This window comes from Shewanella electrica (assembly GCF_022321485.1).
Classification (GTDB): Bacteria; Pseudomonadota; Gammaproteobacteria; order Enterobacterales; family Shewanellaceae; genus Shewanella; species Shewanella electrica.
The window spans coordinates 43,421-58,778 of sequence record NZ_JAKOGG010000019.1; the positions used below are offsets into that span (position 1 = coordinate 43,421).

Genomic DNA, 15,358 nt, shown 5'->3' on the forward strand with positions numbered 1-15,358 from the left:
CCTCGATTACCTTTCGAACATCGATAATGGCATCTATCCCCCGTAGTTGTAAATGGTAAATCCACTTCCGGTGAATGGATTTACCATTGTGGATGTTGGCGTGACTTATTGAGCCTTCGTCGGCATATGCGCATGGTCATCTGCCGCCGTGTGAATGTATGGGTAGGAGGCATTAACTTCGCCGATGTTCCACGCCATGTCATAGCCGGTTCGTGCCGCTTCCGCCGCATTAAGTATTCGAGCTTGATGTGGTTTAGTTAATTGGCTTTTCCCTACCGAGTAAACCCCTTTACCTTCTTCAAAATCCCAAGCCCATTGAGTACCACCATGGTAAGAGATGACGATGCTAGCGGTTTGCTGTGGATACTGATTAAAAATATATGATCCCATCGGTGCTGGAGCGTTGGCAAAATCCGGACTATCGGTCTGTTTGAGCTGCGTATGAAAGTTACCCGCGAGCAGTAACATTTTTTGGCCGTGATACGCAGAAATGATGTTATTCGCCATGAATGTATCGCGGTCACCTGTCGGTACGTTGAATAGCACAATGGATAAGTTTGGGTGGGTTTGTTTAGCTTGTACCATGCGTTGCAATAACTGATACATGGCTTTACTACTACGGCCATCGTGTGGCGCTACCCATTCATCATCGGCAGCTAACCAGTTATCCAGCGACGCTTGGTCGGTTAGCGCCATACCTTCTACTGTTGTGAGTTCAAAGCCGACGGTCAGCGGTTTATTCGGTGCCTTTTCTAGCACATTGCACACCAGATTATAAAACGCCTGCGGCGTTTCCTTAGTGCCATGGTATTCGCCAATTAAGCTGATGTCTTTGGCTTGAACTGTATTCATTACTAATTGCGGCACGGGTTCGCAGGCCAAACTTAGCAGCGGTGTACTTGCTGCAACACCAGCTAACAGCGGGGTGAGTAATTTCCATGTGTTGGTCACTATGATTCTTCCATGATTGAGTAATAAAGCATCATTGTTGATGATGCTTGGTGGCAGGTAAATGGGTTATTCAGGGTTTTGTGAGTCTTTGTTCAAAAGAAAAATATTGTGGTAAGTGATTGGAACTATTTGGAATGTTATGGAGTTTATCCATAACATTTGGAGGTGGTGTTTGTTGTCTAGTTACTTGACTTCAATGACGTCATCTTAAATTGGCTAATTATCCGTAAGTAACTTAAATTTCACTTATATTGATCTTCAGGTATAACCATTTTTAAAAGTGTACTAAAGTGAACTTATAAATAAAAAGTCGTATATTGCTATTAAAAGTGTATTAAAAGGTACTTATGAGAAAAGGCAAAATGGTAAAGGCACAACCTATGCCTGATTTGAATAGTGAGTTCAGCATGGAAACGCTGGGTAACGCCATTCGTTCAAAGCGTACCGATAAAGCCTGGCGTATTGATGATCTTGCGGCAAAAGCCAATTTATCTCGCAGGACGGTCATGAAAATTGAAAAAGGCGACACCAGCGTCACTTTTGCTAATGTACTGGTTCTCATGGATATCTTGGGGCTGTCGTTACGCCTTATCGACTTAACGCTGTTCGCTCGTTCAAATCAGACATCTTCCCAAGATGAACACGGCCGGAGCAATCAAGAGGACGGTTGGTATGAGTAAGTTGCAGCAGCTCGATGTCTTTATCGGGACTAATACCAAAATTGGTCGTTTAATGCTGCCTGTTGGTGCCGAGTCAGAGTTCTCATTCATTTATGAAGATAGTTGGAAACAGGTGGGGTTTCCGATTTCGCCACATATTCCATTCGATGGTCAGGCGGCGCCACGGAGTATCGAGAACTATCTCAGAAATCTTCTTCCAGAAGGTGAAGCCTTTGAAGAGATGATACAAAACACCACCATATCCAAAAGCAACACCTTCGCGTTGATTCATAAGCTTGGTTCGGAAACATCAGGTGCCTTATCGTTTCGTGTGCCTGAGTCTGCACCTCAGGCAACCAGTTTTAGGCCTGTTGCTGAACAGGAATTAGTGGCGCGACTAGAGCGAGATCTGGCGCCATTAGTCTATTGGGACGGTAAGGTTCGTCTTTCGGTTGCGGGTGTGCAAAACAAGTTGAACTTGCTTAAACGCGGTGATGAATGGGGATTTGGTGAAGGCAAACTAAGTTCGACCTACATTCTGAAATTTGAAAGCGGTAAAGCGCCGTGTATTGCCGTTAATGAGTTCTTTTGCATGACATTAGCTAAGCTAGCCGGTTTGGCTGTCGCGAATGTTGAACTAGCGCGTATTGGCAACACAAGGACACTAATTATCGAGCGGTTCGACCGTGCCTATATCGAAGCTCGTGATGTTGTGCAACGAAAGCATGTGATTGATGGCTGTCAGGCGACGGATTTACCTCCGGGTTACAAATATGAACGTCAAAATGGCGATGAAGGTGATGGCGTATATATGCGCGATGGCGTGTCTTTTCCACGCCTAGTCAATATCAAAACCATAGATACGGTGAGCACTCATTTGAAGCTTAGCCAATGGATGCTATTTAATTTAGCGATATTAAACTACGATGCCCATGGTAAAAACATTAGCTTCTTTGCCACCGCGAAAGGCCTCGAACTGACCCCTTTTTACGACTTAGTCAACATAGAAGCCATTGCTGAAGAAGGCGCCAAACGCAATTCACAAAGCAGCAAGTTTTCTGCTCATCAAGGTCGGGCTGCCAGCATGCCGCAATATTTTGCAATGTCGATTGGTGATTGGGACAGCGAAGATTTTCAACAACCGCCGAAAGGTAACTTTCAACGTCCGATCACCAGCTATGATTTAGCGGAATTCGGTGCCCTGCTGGGTTATTCGGGCACCAAAATGGCTTCCATAATGATAGAAACCGTTGGTGCCATCACCAATGCCCTGAAGAAAGCGATTGAAATCACCGAAGCGCAAGGAATAGATGACGTTGAACGTGAGCACATTCAGCTCTGTGTATCTCTCATCCGAGCTGAGTGTGAGCATTTGCTGACGCAAGCCGATAGCGTGCCAGAAGTGGGTAAACTGCTTTGATGTTGAAGCTGGGAGAATGTAACTAATACCCCATGACCGATGTAGTTTTTGGCTCACTTGGGGAATTTTGCCGTGCGTCGATGGTCTGTTAACTACCTGAGTGCCGTTGGCGGATGCCAGATGCAGTTAGGCAACAGATAACAAACTCATGGCACTGAGGGTGGTAATGCTCAGTCAGCCGGTGCCGCTAACTGACTTATATTGAATATGAAATTTGCATCGATTTGTTTAATCTCGCTGCTGGCAGGTATTGCTGTGTTCATCGTGGGAGAGGTTTACCAACGACTGTGGCTTGATGTCATTGCTGGAGTGTTAGCGCTGCCTGCTGGCATGTTGCTGATGAGGCAATGTGTGAAATTTAAAGGCTGGTTATATGAGCATGGGCTGAGTCATCGCGCCAGTATTTTGTTGGGACTGCTATTTTTAAGCATGTTGTTAACGCAGTGGGACAACGTGCTTGATGACTGTCGCGATCTATTCAAAATCGCCGTGTTTAGCGGTAGTGGTCTAATTATCTGCTTTTTCTTCCCTTTCCCCGTATTGCTGTTGGTGATGTCATGGGTTATCTGCTTTATGGCGATGATGTTGCATATGTATCCGTTCATGTGGCTTGCTGCGTTTATCGGACTACTGGCGGTGCCCAAGTGTGGCGCAATCTTTTACCGTGTTATGGTGCATGGCAATATGCAGCAACATATACTTGATCGCGCCACCAAATAGCGTCGGGGAATAAATCGATAACGTCCTTTGCGTTTACTGGGGCGCATTAGTCATCAATAAACAACTTAAACCCATCTCGTCGGCACAACGGGCTGGTGGCTAACCGTTCCACTTCTCCTTCAGCAAATTGTCCAGCAATTTCCAGTCGACTCAGGGCTGGTAATAAATCCCCTTGAAAAAAGCACGTGGGCAAGTTGTATTCAACCGCGGGATCTATCTCTAAATCCAAACATAAGGTGGTCAGTTTGGGCATTGGGCTGCTGAGTAACGCAGCTAAAGTGTCGTTGCTGATCGGGCCACCATTGATATTGGAGTTGCAGTCATCTAGTTGGATATCTAGCTCGGTTAATTCAGGAAAATTTAGTGCTTGGCTGAGGCTAAAATTACCGACCAGCGACAGCTCCGCGAGTTGCGGTGCATGTTGCAATATCGGTGTTACATCGCCGAGCGGGCAGGTGGCGCCAGGGCCATTAACAAACAGCAGGTATTCGCCCAAATATAGCTGTTTGAGCTTGGGGAATGGCGTGTGTTTGATGGCATCAATTAACGGCCGTAGATCTTGTCGGCCCATTTGTGGATTGTAACTGCTGTCGCCAATCAACAGATTTTCGGTTTGCGCGGGAAACGCAGATGCGGCATAGGCGCGGACTAATGCGAGTCCTTGCTCACCCATGGCAAATTCAAAGTCGCTACAATCGCTCGGGAGCGTGAGCAGCGGTTGGCCGGATTCTGTGGCGCTGGAGGGAATGCCAAAGCTACAGGTGCGAGACTTTGCTGTGTATGAATGGTAACTCCGCTGCTCTGCTGGCAGGGCGCTAATAAGTGTGGCTAACTGATCCATAGTTGTACGCCTAGCGATGCGTCGGCTGTCCTTAGCTGTTGTTGTATTGCTCAGTATAGTAACTGAATACCGCAGTAAGCGGGAGTGCCTGTGGCAGCGCGGGCAACAACAAGGGGCCCATGGCGAGCCCCTTAGTTCATGGATATGTTATTTGGCGTTGGCCGCGCGATTGACGTAGTCGACTGGCACCCATTCATAACCGCTGCCATTGCTACGCAGGTGACCCATACCGGGGAACGCTAGGTGCGGGCCTGCCACCAGTTCGCCTTGTTTGGCAAATTCTGCAAACGCATTACTGCGTACGGCTTGAGCTTTGGACTGATCTTGGTCATAGATAATGGTGACTTTCGGGTTAGCAAACTGCACTGCGGCGATATGGATGATGTCGCCAATAAAGGTGATGCTTTCCCCTTCGCTCTCTAAGCGATAAAACGCCGCACCGGGAGTATGGCCAGGATGCACAGTTGCAGTGATGCCGGGCAAGATTTGTTCGCTGCCATTGAAGGTTTTCACTTTGTTGGCATCTAGGTAGGGTTTCAGCGTGGTACGGGCGCCATCAAAGTAACCTTGACCATAAGGCGAGTTCTTCATCTGCTCATCATCAAAGAAGAAGTCGATATCGGGTTTACCCACGTGAACGGTGGCGTTAGTAAACACTGGCTTACCATCTTTGAGTAAACCACCGGTGTGGTCAGCATGTGAGTGGGTAATCAACACATCGGTAATATCGCTCGGTTTGATACCTAGAGCGGCTAAATCGGCTAACACATTGCCGCCTTTGCCTGGACCAAACATTTGACCGGCGCCAGTATCAACCAACACCGTGTGTTGTGGCAGTTGGATCAGATAGGCGTTGATTGAGCCTTCTACCGGATTGCTTTGGAAGTTATACGCGAGCTGCTTATCAATCTGTGCTTGGCTGATATTGCGTAGCAAGTTTTTAGCATCTTGCGGCACGGTGCCGTCATTCAATGCCGTTACCCGAACTTTGCCGATTTGCATGGTGTAGCCACCGGCCGCTTGAGTGAGCAGATGGGGTTCATTTTGGGCAAAGCTCAGCGGCGCTTGCAGTAAGGTGGTGGCAAACAGCGCCGCAGTTAACTGGCGTGAAATAGTCGACATGGCATAACTCCTTGTAAACACGAATGACGGCTATTGTGCGCCGTCACGGCCTAAAAGCAAAGTTATATGCATTATCAGTAATATACAAACGGAATATCACGCCTTACTCAACGTATGCTGCTGACCAACTGCCAATCCTGTTCGTCTAAGCCAAATAGTCCTTTTGCGGCAGCTTTGGCTTGTTGCAGCGTAGCGTAAGCAGCATCGGCGGTGAAAAATCCTTTTGGGCTGATCACTAAGTAGTAGCCTTGCCGCTCTTCGCCCACAATCTCTAGTTGGATCGGCCGTTGGCTGCTGGGTAATACCGCATCCGCTGGCGGTTCTAAACACCAACAGTTGGCATTGCCAAATACGGTGCCTACGGCGTTACTAAGCATTCTGATCATGGTGGTTATCTCGTGCTGAGCCAACTGCAATATGCCGTTGGCGGGTTAATCGGAAAAAATACGGACTTCCATGTCCAAGTGGGATTTCCAAGGTGAACTCGTTACGTTGGTTCTGCTTGATGGCGTGTTAGGTACATCAAAATCAGCAAGATCACGACCAGCAAGCCGGTGCCCATCAGCAGCGCGTAGTCTTCCAACTGCAAAATGGAGTAGAGCACGGCATAGAGGGCGACTAACATCAGCAGCATGACACCGCCTTGGCGTTTACTGCGGCTGGCGCTGCCGACGTACAGCGGAATCGAAATGAGCGGTACGGCAGCGGCGGCAAGGTAGGCCGATAAAAACGCCATATGCTCCGATAGCGACAACAGCAACATGTAGAACAGACACATGGCGCAGCCGACCAACAGATATTGCACCGTCGATAGGCGTGACTTCTGCCCCAATTCGAAAATCAGCAGCATGATGTAGGTCAGCAGGATGAACAGAATGCCGTATTTCAGCGACCGTTCGATCTTGCCGTAGTGCGTTACCGGCTCGAACAGGGTGACGTTAGCAATCACTTCGGTGACGCCGAGAGCAACGTTAGCGCTAAACACTTGCGGATAGTTGCGGGTGAGGTGGCTGATATTCCACGTTGCATCAAAGGATGAATCGGTAATGGTGCGGCTAGCAGGTAGATAACCTTTAAAGCTCGGGTGCGGCCAATCCGCCTTGATGTGAATATGGCTAGCATCGCCCAAGGGCAGAATATTGAGCCCCTCTGAACCTCGCAGTGTCAACGCAAAAGAGAGGGTGAACTGATACTGGTTCGGTGCCAGCGCAATACGGCGTTGAAAGCCGGTGTTCATGCCATAAATATTGGGCAACTGGGTGCCAGAATCGAGCGTTGGCAGTTGTTGCTCACCGGCCAGATTAAAACGGCTGACTTGTTCAATGGCTTGGTTATCTGACACACCAAACACAATACGCGCGTGGTCAATGTCCCATTTGACGAGGTTAGCCATGTCGGGTTTGTCGATAGTAAACTCGGCCTCGCCGCTGATATCGCCTTGATATACCAGCGATTGGTAGATGCCGCGGGTACGAAACTGGTGCTGTAAGTCGGCATCGAGCGTCAGGTTGTGCGGCAGGATCACCACTTCATCATCAAACACTTGTCGTTGCCGTTCGACTTTGCCATCGACGTTAGTTTCAGTGAACTTTTCATATTGGTAGGGAATGACCAACGCCGGGCCACCCAGAGTTTGTTGGCTGCCCCAACTTTGGCCGATCTCTTTGACCACTTGTTGATGCAGGGCGGCGCGTTCTTCGCTGACCGATTGGATTAAGCCCAGCGGTAGCAGTGACACTAAGCCTAGCCCAACCAGAATGCAGAGGCGGACGGTGAGTTGCGCGCGGTACAGGGCGGCACCTTGGAGTGGTGAGCGGTCCTTGTTGGTGCTGTGGTAAATCAGGTAGATACAACCTGCAACCACCGCCAGCGTCACTAGCAAGGTCAGTGACGAAGCTACGTTTAACATAGCGCTAATCCTTTAGTAAAAATAACCGCTAGATTAGAGCAGGATTAGCGAGCGACTGCTGTGGCAATCTGAGGATCAATTGTGGCAAAAATATGGCAACACGCTTACAACGTCGGTTTGCGAACCCACAGGCGCTGCATGAGCGCATGGCTGCACCATACGATAACGCCTGAAAGTAGCGCCGACACCAATACATCCACCGGCCAATGCATGCCGAGCAGGATGCGGCTGATGCTCACCCACATTGCCCAGCCAAGCAGCAATAACGCCAAGCCCCACCGCTGTAGTGGCAGCAGGACAAAGCAACCGCATAAGGCGAGAGTGCAGCTAAACAGCGTATGTCCTGAGGGAAACGAGTAGCCCGTTTCAAAGCGCCATTGCTGCCATACACTATCGGCCAGCGGCATCGGCAGTTGCTCCAGCGCTAAACCATGCAACAGCGTACTGCGTCCAGCAGCATCGCTGGCATAAAAGTGGGACAAGTCTAATAAGCCATGGCTGGCGAGATACTCCACGTAGGGGCGCGATTCTTGGAACAGATTTTTCAGACCGTGGCTGACGAGCAGATTCAGCCCCAAAGCTAATAACGTGGCCGCCAGCATCGGCCAACGTTGCGCGGCGGGCACCATGCGCCACAGTAGTAGCACTACTAACGCGCTGGTGAGCGCCCCCCAAGGGCGAGTGCCCGTCATGGTAACGGCGTAATTAAGTTGGGCCGCCGTGCTGCTGAGATCTAACCAAGGAAACAACGACACGTCAGCGCCAAATAGCAGCAGTGGTGGCAATAGCAACATACCCCAACTGATGAGTAACCATTGGTGAGCGGCAAGCTGTCGATGCATAAACTGTCCTCGCGCTGTTGTTAAGCGTGGTAATGATGCGTGGTTAAACCGTCAGCAACACTGAGCGATTATGGTGGCAAATGTCACCGATAACTGCAAAACCGGTGGTTGGCTAGAAAAGTGTGATTTATCTCGCAGGTGACTGAGTTATATATGTTTTTACAACATATGATGAAAAAATGTATCGGTGAAATTTTTTATCAATCACTAATTAAAGTAACAGTGTATTAACTTAATAAAAATGTATATTTTCATATGGATAGCTGATGTCTATCTGATGGTCGATGATTTTTTTAAACCGATATTCGTTATGCCGCATTTTTAGCTCAAATCAGCCGATTGACAGTAGTGATGCCGGTGGAATAATGCGCGCACTTTTTTGTACTCTTCGATTAATCACCATGTCTATTTACACTCGGCCAGTGCTGTTGTTGCTCAGTGGTTTGTTGCTACTGACCTTGTCTATTGCCGCGCTAAATACGCTAGTTCCGCTGTGGTTGGCGCGTGAACAAATGGCGACTTGGCAGGTAGGTATGGTGAGTTCGTCTTACTTTGCCGGTAACTTACTGGGCACCTTATTGGCTGGCCATTTGATCCAACGACTGGGCTTTAACCGTAGCTACTACGTGGCCTCAATGACCTTTGCTATCGGCTGTGTGGGTTTAGGCGTTATGACCGGTTTTTACAGCTGGTTTATCTGGCGTTTTGTTGCCGGTGTGGGCTGTGCCATGGTGTGGGTGATTGTTGAAAGCGCCTTGATGTGTAGCGGTACTTCGCGTAACCGTGGCCGTTTATTAGCGGCGTATATGATGGTGTATTACTGCGGCACCGTCGCGGGGCAACTGTTGCTGACCAAAGTGTCGACTGAGCTGATGAGCGTATTGCCATGGGCGATTGCCTTAGTGCTGTGTTCAGTGCTGCCACTGCTGTTTACTCGCATTGTTAATCAACAACAACGGCCACAACAAGCCAGCCACATGTGGCTGATGCTGCGGTTGCGTAAGTCTCGCTTGGGCGTGCACGGCTGTGTAATTTCCGGCATTGTGCTCGGCTCAATGTACGGTTTGATGCCACTGTATTTGAATCACTTGGGCATGGACGATGCTAGTGTCGGGTTCTGGATGGCACTGCTGATCAGCGCCGGTATTGCCGGGCAATGGCCGATTGGTAAGCTGGCTGATCGCTACGGCCGTTTATTGGTGCTGCGGGTACAGGTGTTTGTGGTGATCCTCGGCTCACTGGCAATGCTGGTGCATGCGGCATTGGTGCCTGCGCTGTTTATCTTGGGTGCTGCGGGTTTTACCCTGTATCCCGTCGCCATGGCGTGGGCCTGTGAAAAAGTGGCGCAGCATCAGTTGGTGGCGATGAACCAAGCGCTGCTGCTCAGCTACACAGTGGGCAGTTTGGTGGGGCCGTCGCTAACCTCTATGCTGATGGAACGTTTCTCCGATGGTTTGCTGTTCATCGTGATCGCCAGCGTAGCTTTGGTGTATCTGTGGATGTTGATGCGTAAAGGCCAACGCCATCCTCGGCCTGTGGCACCTATCTAACTTACTCGGATCAAAAAAGGCGTTCATTGGAACGCCTTTTTGTTTGGTGCTTAATGCCAGAGGCTTAAGCTTCTTCGCTCAGCTTAGCTTCTAATGCTGCCACTTGTGCTTGCAGTGCTTCCAGTTTTTCGCGGGTTTTCAGCAGTACATGTTGTTGCACTTCAAACTCTTCACGAGACACTAAGTCCAGCTTCAGCAGTTGTTGTTGCAATACGCTTTTGCTGCGCTCTTCAAATTCACCAGCAAACTGTTTTACTGGAGCTGGCAGGTTATCGCTCAGTTGCTTAGCCAGTTCTTCAATTTTTTTTGCGTTAATCATAGTGATACTTCCATCGGTTACGCCATTGGGTGAATTGTAACCCAAGCACGGCGCTTCGCCCAATAATTGCCAGCGCTTTTATTGCAAAAGCGGCTGCACACCCAACCCGATGGCCGCAGCCTACGCCAATATCGCCGTGGCGGCGGTTTGTCTGCTATGATTGCGCGTCTGTTTAGCTGCCCCTTGTGTATTGATGAAGTTAAATCCCGCGCAGAACGATGCCGTTCATTACATCTCTGGTCCTTGTTTGGTACTTGCCGGTGCCGGCAGTGGCAAAACCCGCGTTATTGTCAATAAAATTGGCTATTTGATCCAAACCTGTGGTTATCAAGCACGCCACATTGCTGCGGTAACCTTTACCAACAAAGCGGCGCGGGAGATGAAAGAGCGGGTATCGCAGTCGATTGGCCGTAAAGAGGCGCGCGGATTGTGGATCTCTACCTTTCATACCTTGGGGTTGGAAATCATCAAACGTGAGCACAAAGCGCTGGGGCTGAAGGCGGGCTTTTCGCTGTTTGATGACCAAGACTCTATGGCGCTGCTCAAAGAGCTGACAGAGAAAGAGCTGCGAGACGACAAAGACCTGCTGCGTTTGCTGGCAACCACCATCTCAAATTGGAAAGGCGGCTTGGTGATCCCTGATCACGCCCGCAAGATTGCCAAAGGCGAGCAGGAACAGCTGTTTGCGCTGCTGTATCAACGTTATGCCCAGCACATGAAGGCCTACAACGCGCTCGACTTTGATGATTTGATTCTGCTGCCTACGTTGCTGTTGCAATTTAACGAAGAGGTGCGTAAACGCTGGCAGAAACGCATTCAATATCTGCTGGTGGACGAATACCAAGATACCAACACCAGCCAATATGAGCTGGTCAAACTTTTGGTGGGCGAACGCGCCCGTTTTACTGTGGTGGGCGACGACGACCAGTCAATCTACTCATGGCGCGGCGCCAAACCACAAAACTTGGTGCTGCTGGGTAAAGACTTCCCCGAATTAAAACTGATTAAGCTGGAGCAAAACTATCGCTCGAGTCAGCGGATCTTGCGTGCGGCCAACATTCTCATCGCCAACAACCCGCACGTGTACGACAAGTCGCTGTTTAGTGAGTTGCCGTACGGTGAACCGCTGCGCGTATTACATGCCGCCAACGAAGAGCAGGAAGCCGAGCGAGTGGTGGCAGAGATTATTCGCCACAAGTTTATGGGCAAAACCAGTTTTGGTGATTATGCGGTGCTGTACCGCGGTAACCACCAGTCGCGCTTGCTGGAACGCGCGTTGATGACCAACCGCATTCCGTATCGGTTGAGTGGCGGCACCTCGTTTTTCTCGCGCGCGGAAATCAAAGACATCATGGCGTATCTGCGCTTGGTGGTGAATCCGGATGACGACAATGCCTTTCTGCGGGTGGTGAACTTGCCCAAACGCGGCATCGGCCCCGCCACCCTGGAAAAGCTGGGCAACTTTGCCAACAGCAAACATATCTCGATGTTTGAGGCGATTTTTGATGCCGGTTTACATCATCATTTGAGCCATGGTGCCATTGAAAGCTTGTACACCTTTGGCCGCTTTATTGTTGATACCGGTGAAATTGCCGAGCGCGGCGAAGGGGTGGATGCCATTAAGCAACTGATCCGCAGCATCAATTACGAAGATTATCTGTACGAAACCAGCACCAGTGCTAAAGCGGCTGAGATGCGCATGAAGAACATCTCCGAGCTGTATCGCTGGGTGACGGAGATGCTGGCAGGTGACGACCTTGATGAGCCGATGACGCTGCCGGAAGTGGTCACGCGCTTAACATTGCGCGACATGATGGAGCGTAACAACGAAGATGAAGCGGGCGATCAAGTGCAGTTGATGACGCTGCATGCCTCCAAAGGTTTGGAATTTCCGTATGTGTTTATCGTCGGTATGGAAGAGGGCTTATTGCCGCACCAAAGTAGCATTGATGAAGACAATATCGATGAAGAACGGCGCTTAGCCTACGTGGGCATTACTCGAGCGCAACAGGAACTGTTTTTTGTGGTGACACGCGAACGACGCCAGTTTGGTGAAACCATACAAAGCCAAATCAGCCGCTTTATTGACGAGTTGCCGCAGGACGATCTGCATTGGGACAACCGTGCACCAGAGAAGAAAACCGAGCAGGAAAGAATGCAGACTGGCAAAGCCAATATTGCCAATCTGCGCGAGATGTTTAAGAAGTAATCGTTGCAGGTTTATTGATGTTGGCGCTGTCGGTCATTGGCAGTGCCGTGTGGTATTGAATGGCATTAAAGCCCATCTGCTGTAGTACTTGGCGCTGTTCGGCGGTTTTTACGCCATCAATAATCAACTCAAGATTGAGCGAGCTAGCACTTAAGCGAATGGCTTGCAGTAACCGTTGATGGCGTGGGCCGCGAATATCTTGGATCAGCTCGGGTTCCAATTTTAAGCGGCTAAGCGGTAAGAAGCTTAAGGTCACCATGGAGCTGTAGCCGTTGCCGTAGCAGCTAATCCCCAACTGTGCTCCGAGATCTTGCAACTCTTCAAAACCGTTGATGTGCACTTCATTATCACGGGCTAAGGCCAATTCGCTAAAGAACAGACATAAACGTTGCAGTGGCAACTGGCAGTTGCGTAAGCCACTCTTGAGGCTGCGTAATGCGTGTTTGTGCGTCAGGTGCTGGCTCGACAGTGACAGGTGCAGTTCCAGCTCGGCGGGAATGGCTTCAGCACAGTACAGCTGGCTTAACATCTCAACGGCATAGCGATCGAGGTCTAAACGCAAGTTGGCTTGCTCGGCTAAGGTGAGCAGTTGCTCATGTTGCAGTAGCCCGTGTTCTTCATGTTGCCAGTAAAGACGCACATCGCGCGCCAGCTCCTGGCCCGTTAACAGTGACTCTACGGAAGCAAAGCTGAGATGGATGTGGCCGTTATCCATGGCGGCGCGTAGTTCGTTTTCCAGCAGAATGTTGCGCATCAGCTGTTGGTGCGATTGCTCATCAAACACCACGTAGCAGCCTTTGCCGCGGGTTTTTGCCATGTACATGGCGGTATCCGCATCGCGCAGCAACGATTCGCTGCTTTCTTTGGTTTGGCGGCCACTGACCGCAATCCCAATACTGGCACCAGAGTTAAACATTTTGCCGTTCAGATTAAACGGCTTAGCCAGCTCGGACAGAATGCGCTCGGCCACATCTTTGGCATCATCAATGCTGTGCAGGTGATCGAGTAAGATGACAAACTCATCGCCGCCGAGACGGGCCAACATATCGTGTTCGCGAATACATAAATTCAGGCGTTCTGCGGTTTGTACCAAGAAATGGTCACCTTCCAAATGGCCTAAAGTATCGTTCACCAGTTTGAAGCGGTCGAGGTCGATAAATAGCAGCGCAAACTCGCCGATACTGTCATGCCGATGTTGTTGCAAGGTCGACTGCAACTGCGTCATAAACATCATGCGGTTAGGTAAACCAGTTAAGGTGTCGTGGGTTGCATCATGTTGTAGCTGTTGCTCTACCTTGCGGCGCTGCGAGATCTCACTTTGCAGATCTTTGTTGGCGCGGGCCAACTCTCGCGTGCGAGCGATGACTTTTTCTTCGAGTTCTTCATTCGAGCGTTTTAGGGTTTCGGTCGCCAGCTTACGCTCAATCGCGGTGGCGATGTGCTGCGACACAAAGGTCAGCAGATCCATATCTTTAAACTGGTATTTTTGATCAGCGCTAAAAGAGTACACCGCCAGCGCGCCGCCAACAGAACCTTGGATCATCAGCGGAATACCAATCCACTGGTGCATCTGTTGTGTGTGGTTGAGATCTGGCGCTTTGCTATATAAGGTGCCTTGGGCAATCAAGCGTTGAATGCCTTTTTGGTCCAACAGCATGGGGCGTTGGCTACGCAGCAGATATTCCACTAGCCCATCTTTCATGGCTCGCGGTTTTGGTGCTTCGTGGCTGATCTGCGACACAAAGAAAGGAAACTCCAAATGAGTTTTGTCTTCGGTGTATAACGCGATATAGCAGTTCTGCGCCGGTAGCAGATGACCAATCACACGATGCAGCTCGGCGTAGAAGTCGCGCATTTCGAGATTGGAGGTGGCTAAGTCGGCTATTTCAAACAGGGAACGTTGCAGGCGCTCGGCGCGGCGGCGTTCATAGACTTCCTGTTTGAGCTTCTCGTATGCGTGGCTCAGTTCTTGAGTGCGTTGCTCAATGGCAATTTCTAGCTGCTGCTGGTGGCGTAGTCGTTCTAATACCCCGGCAATGTGATGGCTAATAAACACCATCAACTCTTGCTCTCTGGCGCTATAGGCGACTTTTTGCTGATAACTTTGTACTGTCAAAACACCGACAGTGACCTCGTTATGAGTAATTGGTACTCCAAGCCATTGATGACTCGGTGAACCAATTTCATCAATCTCGCCTTGCTGCTTTAATTGCTCGCACATCGCTTCGTCACACAACAAGGGTTGTTGGGTACGAATGACGTAGCCCGTGAGCCCGCGCTTGAGCACATCTGACAAACTTTTATCGGCGCAAAGGTCGAGCGGGTTGGCATCTTTCTCATCAGCAAAGAAGGGTAGCTCTAACCGCTCTTGGTTTTTGAGGCAGATATAGAAGTTATCCGCAGGGATTAACTGCTTTAAATGCTGGTGCAGGCCAAGATAGAACTCCTGCATTGTGGTGACAGTGTTTGCCAGATCTGAGATACCAAGTAACGCTTGCTGGGCAGCTTCAATCCGTTTGAAGGCCGTAGCAAGTTGTAGCTCGTCGCTGGGGTTTGATACTGCCAACGTTCCATGAGACTTTAGGTGTTGTTCGTTATTGTTCGGCATCTTATTGGCTTTAAAATGTCTTACGTTACAGGGAAATAGTAATAATCTTTTTGTTTAAATTTTGTTTAATCGCATAGTGATATCACGAAAGTAATAGAGTGCCAAGCCAATTTTCTGACATATGTCGACTTTTTGATAGTGTAAATCTTCATGGCATTGGTCGAATCAGCTAAAAGTTGAACAACTAACACTAAAAACCCAAAATAAC

The 15,358-nt window shown here is 49.6% G+C and carries 13 protein-coding genes; 5 read left to right on the forward strand and 8 right to left on the reverse strand.

What is annotated here, in order from left to right:
- Positions 1–105: 105 nt before the first annotated feature.
- Positions 106–951: a TraB/GumN family protein gene (locus tag L9G74_RS18015; protein WP_238898162.1), complete on the reverse strand. Its 846-nt coding sequence runs from the start codon at positions 949–951 to the stop codon at positions 106–108.
- 347 nt (positions 952–1,298) lie between these two features.
- Here L9G74_RS18015 and L9G74_RS18020 point away from each other — a divergent pair, with 347 nt between their 5' ends.
- The 3 genes from L9G74_RS18020 (at position 1,299) to L9G74_RS18030 (ending at position 3,750) form a co-directional block, all read left to right on the forward strand.
- Positions 1,299–1,631, forward strand: coding sequence for a helix-turn-helix domain-containing protein (locus tag L9G74_RS18020; RefSeq protein ID WP_238898163.1), 333 nt, complete (start codon positions 1,299–1,301; stop codon positions 1,629–1,631).
- The gene (locus L9G74_RS18025) at positions 1,624–3,030 is read left to right on the forward strand and encodes a HipA domain-containing protein (protein WP_238898164.1); all 1,407 of its coding nucleotides are present in this window, start codon (positions 1,624–1,626) and stop codon (positions 3,028–3,030) included. Before L9G74_RS18020 ends, L9G74_RS18025 begins: the two co-directional genes overlap by 8 nt.
- A 207-nt stretch (positions 3,031–3,237) precedes the next feature.
- Positions 3,238–3,750 (forward strand): hypothetical protein, encoded by a 513-nt coding sequence (locus L9G74_RS18030; protein WP_238898165.1) that lies wholly within the window; start codon positions 3,238–3,240, stop codon positions 3,748–3,750.
- A 46-nt stretch (positions 3,751–3,796) separates the two neighbouring features.
- Here the strand turns inward: L9G74_RS18030 and L9G74_RS18035 are convergent, their stop codons facing one another.
- From L9G74_RS18035 to L9G74_RS18055, 5 genes are all read right to left on the reverse strand, one after another.
- Entirely contained in the window at positions 3,797–4,591 is a 795-nt protein-coding gene (locus L9G74_RS18035; protein WP_238898166.1) for a hypothetical protein, read from the reverse strand.
- A gap of 147 nt (positions 4,592–4,738) precedes the next feature.
- On the reverse strand, positions 4,739–5,713 hold the full coding sequence (locus L9G74_RS18040; protein WP_238898167.1) for an MBL fold metallo-hydrolase: 975 nt from the start codon (positions 5,711–5,713) through the stop codon (positions 4,739–4,741).
- 107 nt (positions 5,714–5,820) lie between these two features.
- Positions 5,821–6,099 carry a hypothetical protein gene (locus L9G74_RS18045; protein WP_238898168.1) on the reverse strand — a complete coding sequence of 93 codons (279 nt, stop codon included), beginning with the start codon at positions 6,097–6,099 and terminating at the stop codon, positions 5,821–5,823.
- Between the two features lie 101 nt (positions 6,100–6,200).
- A complete protein-coding gene (gene creD, locus L9G74_RS18050; protein ID WP_238898169.1) occupies positions 6,201–7,622 on the reverse strand; it encodes a cell envelope integrity protein CreD in 1,422 nt (473 codons plus the stop codon).
- A 104-nt stretch (positions 7,623–7,726) separates the two neighbouring features.
- Positions 7,727–8,464, reverse strand: coding sequence for a phosphatase PAP2 family protein (locus tag L9G74_RS18055; RefSeq protein WP_238898170.1), 738 nt, complete (start codon positions 8,462–8,464; stop codon positions 7,727–7,729).
- Positions 8,465–8,829: 365 nt separating this feature from the next.
- On the opposite strand from L9G74_RS18055, the gene L9G74_RS18060 reads away from it, so the two are divergent.
- Positions 8,830–10,014, forward strand: coding sequence for an MFS transporter (locus tag L9G74_RS18060; protein WP_275297516.1), 1,185 nt, complete (start codon positions 8,830–8,832; stop codon positions 10,012–10,014).
- A gap of 64 nt (positions 10,015–10,078) precedes the next feature.
- Here the strand turns inward: L9G74_RS18060 and ubiK are convergent, their stop codons facing one another.
- Positions 10,079–10,333, reverse strand: a complete 255-nt coding sequence (gene ubiK / locus L9G74_RS18065) for a ubiquinone biosynthesis accessory factor UbiK (protein WP_238898172.1) — start codon at positions 10,331–10,333, stop codon at positions 10,079–10,081.
- Between the two features lie 193 nt (positions 10,334–10,526).
- On the opposite strand from ubiK, the gene rep reads away from it, so the two are divergent.
- The gene (gene rep, locus L9G74_RS18070) at positions 10,527–12,542 is read left to right on the forward strand and encodes a DNA helicase Rep (RefSeq protein ID WP_238898173.1); all 2,016 of its coding nucleotides are present in this window, start codon (positions 10,527–10,529) and stop codon (positions 12,540–12,542) included.
- Here the strand turns inward: rep and L9G74_RS18075 are convergent.
- Entirely contained in the window at positions 12,532–15,150 is a 2,619-nt protein-coding gene (locus L9G74_RS18075) for a diguanylate cyclase domain-containing protein (RefSeq protein WP_238898174.1), read from the reverse strand. The two genes, rep and L9G74_RS18075, sit on opposite strands and share 11 nt — an antisense overlap.
- Between the last annotated feature and the right edge of the window lie 208 nt (positions 15,151–15,358).

Excerpts from the sequence above, each read along its gene's own strand:
- L9G74_RS18035 (WP_238898166.1), bottom strand. The coding sequence starts at position 4,591 with ATGGATCAGTTAGCCACACTTATTAGCGCCCTGCCAGCAGAGCAGCGG.
- rep (WP_238898173.1), top strand. The coding sequence starts at position 10,527 with ATGAAGTTAAATCCCGCGCAGAACGATGCCGTTCATTACATCTCTGGT.
- L9G74_RS18040 (WP_238898167.1), bottom strand. The coding sequence starts at position 5,713 with ATGTCGACTATTTCACGCCAGTTAACTGCGGCGCTGTTTGCCACCACC.
- L9G74_RS18045 (WP_238898168.1), bottom strand. The coding sequence starts at position 6,099 with ATGATCAGAATGCTTAGTAACGCCGTAGGCACCGTATTTGGCAATGCC.
- creD (WP_238898169.1), bottom strand. The coding sequence starts at position 7,622 with ATGTTAAACGTAGCTTCGTCACTGACCTTGCTAGTGACGCTGGCGGTG.
- L9G74_RS18055 (WP_238898170.1), bottom strand. The coding sequence starts at position 8,464 with ATGCATCGACAGCTTGCCGCTCACCAATGGTTACTCATCAGTTGGGGT.
- ubiK (WP_238898172.1), bottom strand. The coding sequence starts at position 10,333 with ATGATTAACGCAAAAAAAATTGAAGAACTGGCTAAGCAACTGAGCGAT.
- L9G74_RS18020 (WP_238898163.1), top strand. The coding sequence starts at position 1,299 with ATGAGAAAAGGCAAAATGGTAAAGGCACAACCTATGCCTGATTTGAAT.
- L9G74_RS18025 (WP_238898164.1), top strand. The coding sequence starts at position 1,624 with ATGAGTAAGTTGCAGCAGCTCGATGTCTTTATCGGGACTAATACCAAA.
- L9G74_RS18075 (WP_238898174.1), bottom strand. The coding sequence starts at position 15,150 with ATGCCGAACAATAACGAACAACACCTAAAGTCTCATGGAACGTTGGCA.
- L9G74_RS18060 (WP_275297516.1), top strand. The coding sequence starts at position 8,830 with ATGCGCGCACTTTTTTGTACTCTTCGATTAATCACCATGTCTATTTAC.
- L9G74_RS18030 (WP_238898165.1), top strand. The coding sequence starts at position 3,238 with ATGAAATTTGCATCGATTTGTTTAATCTCGCTGCTGGCAGGTATTGCT.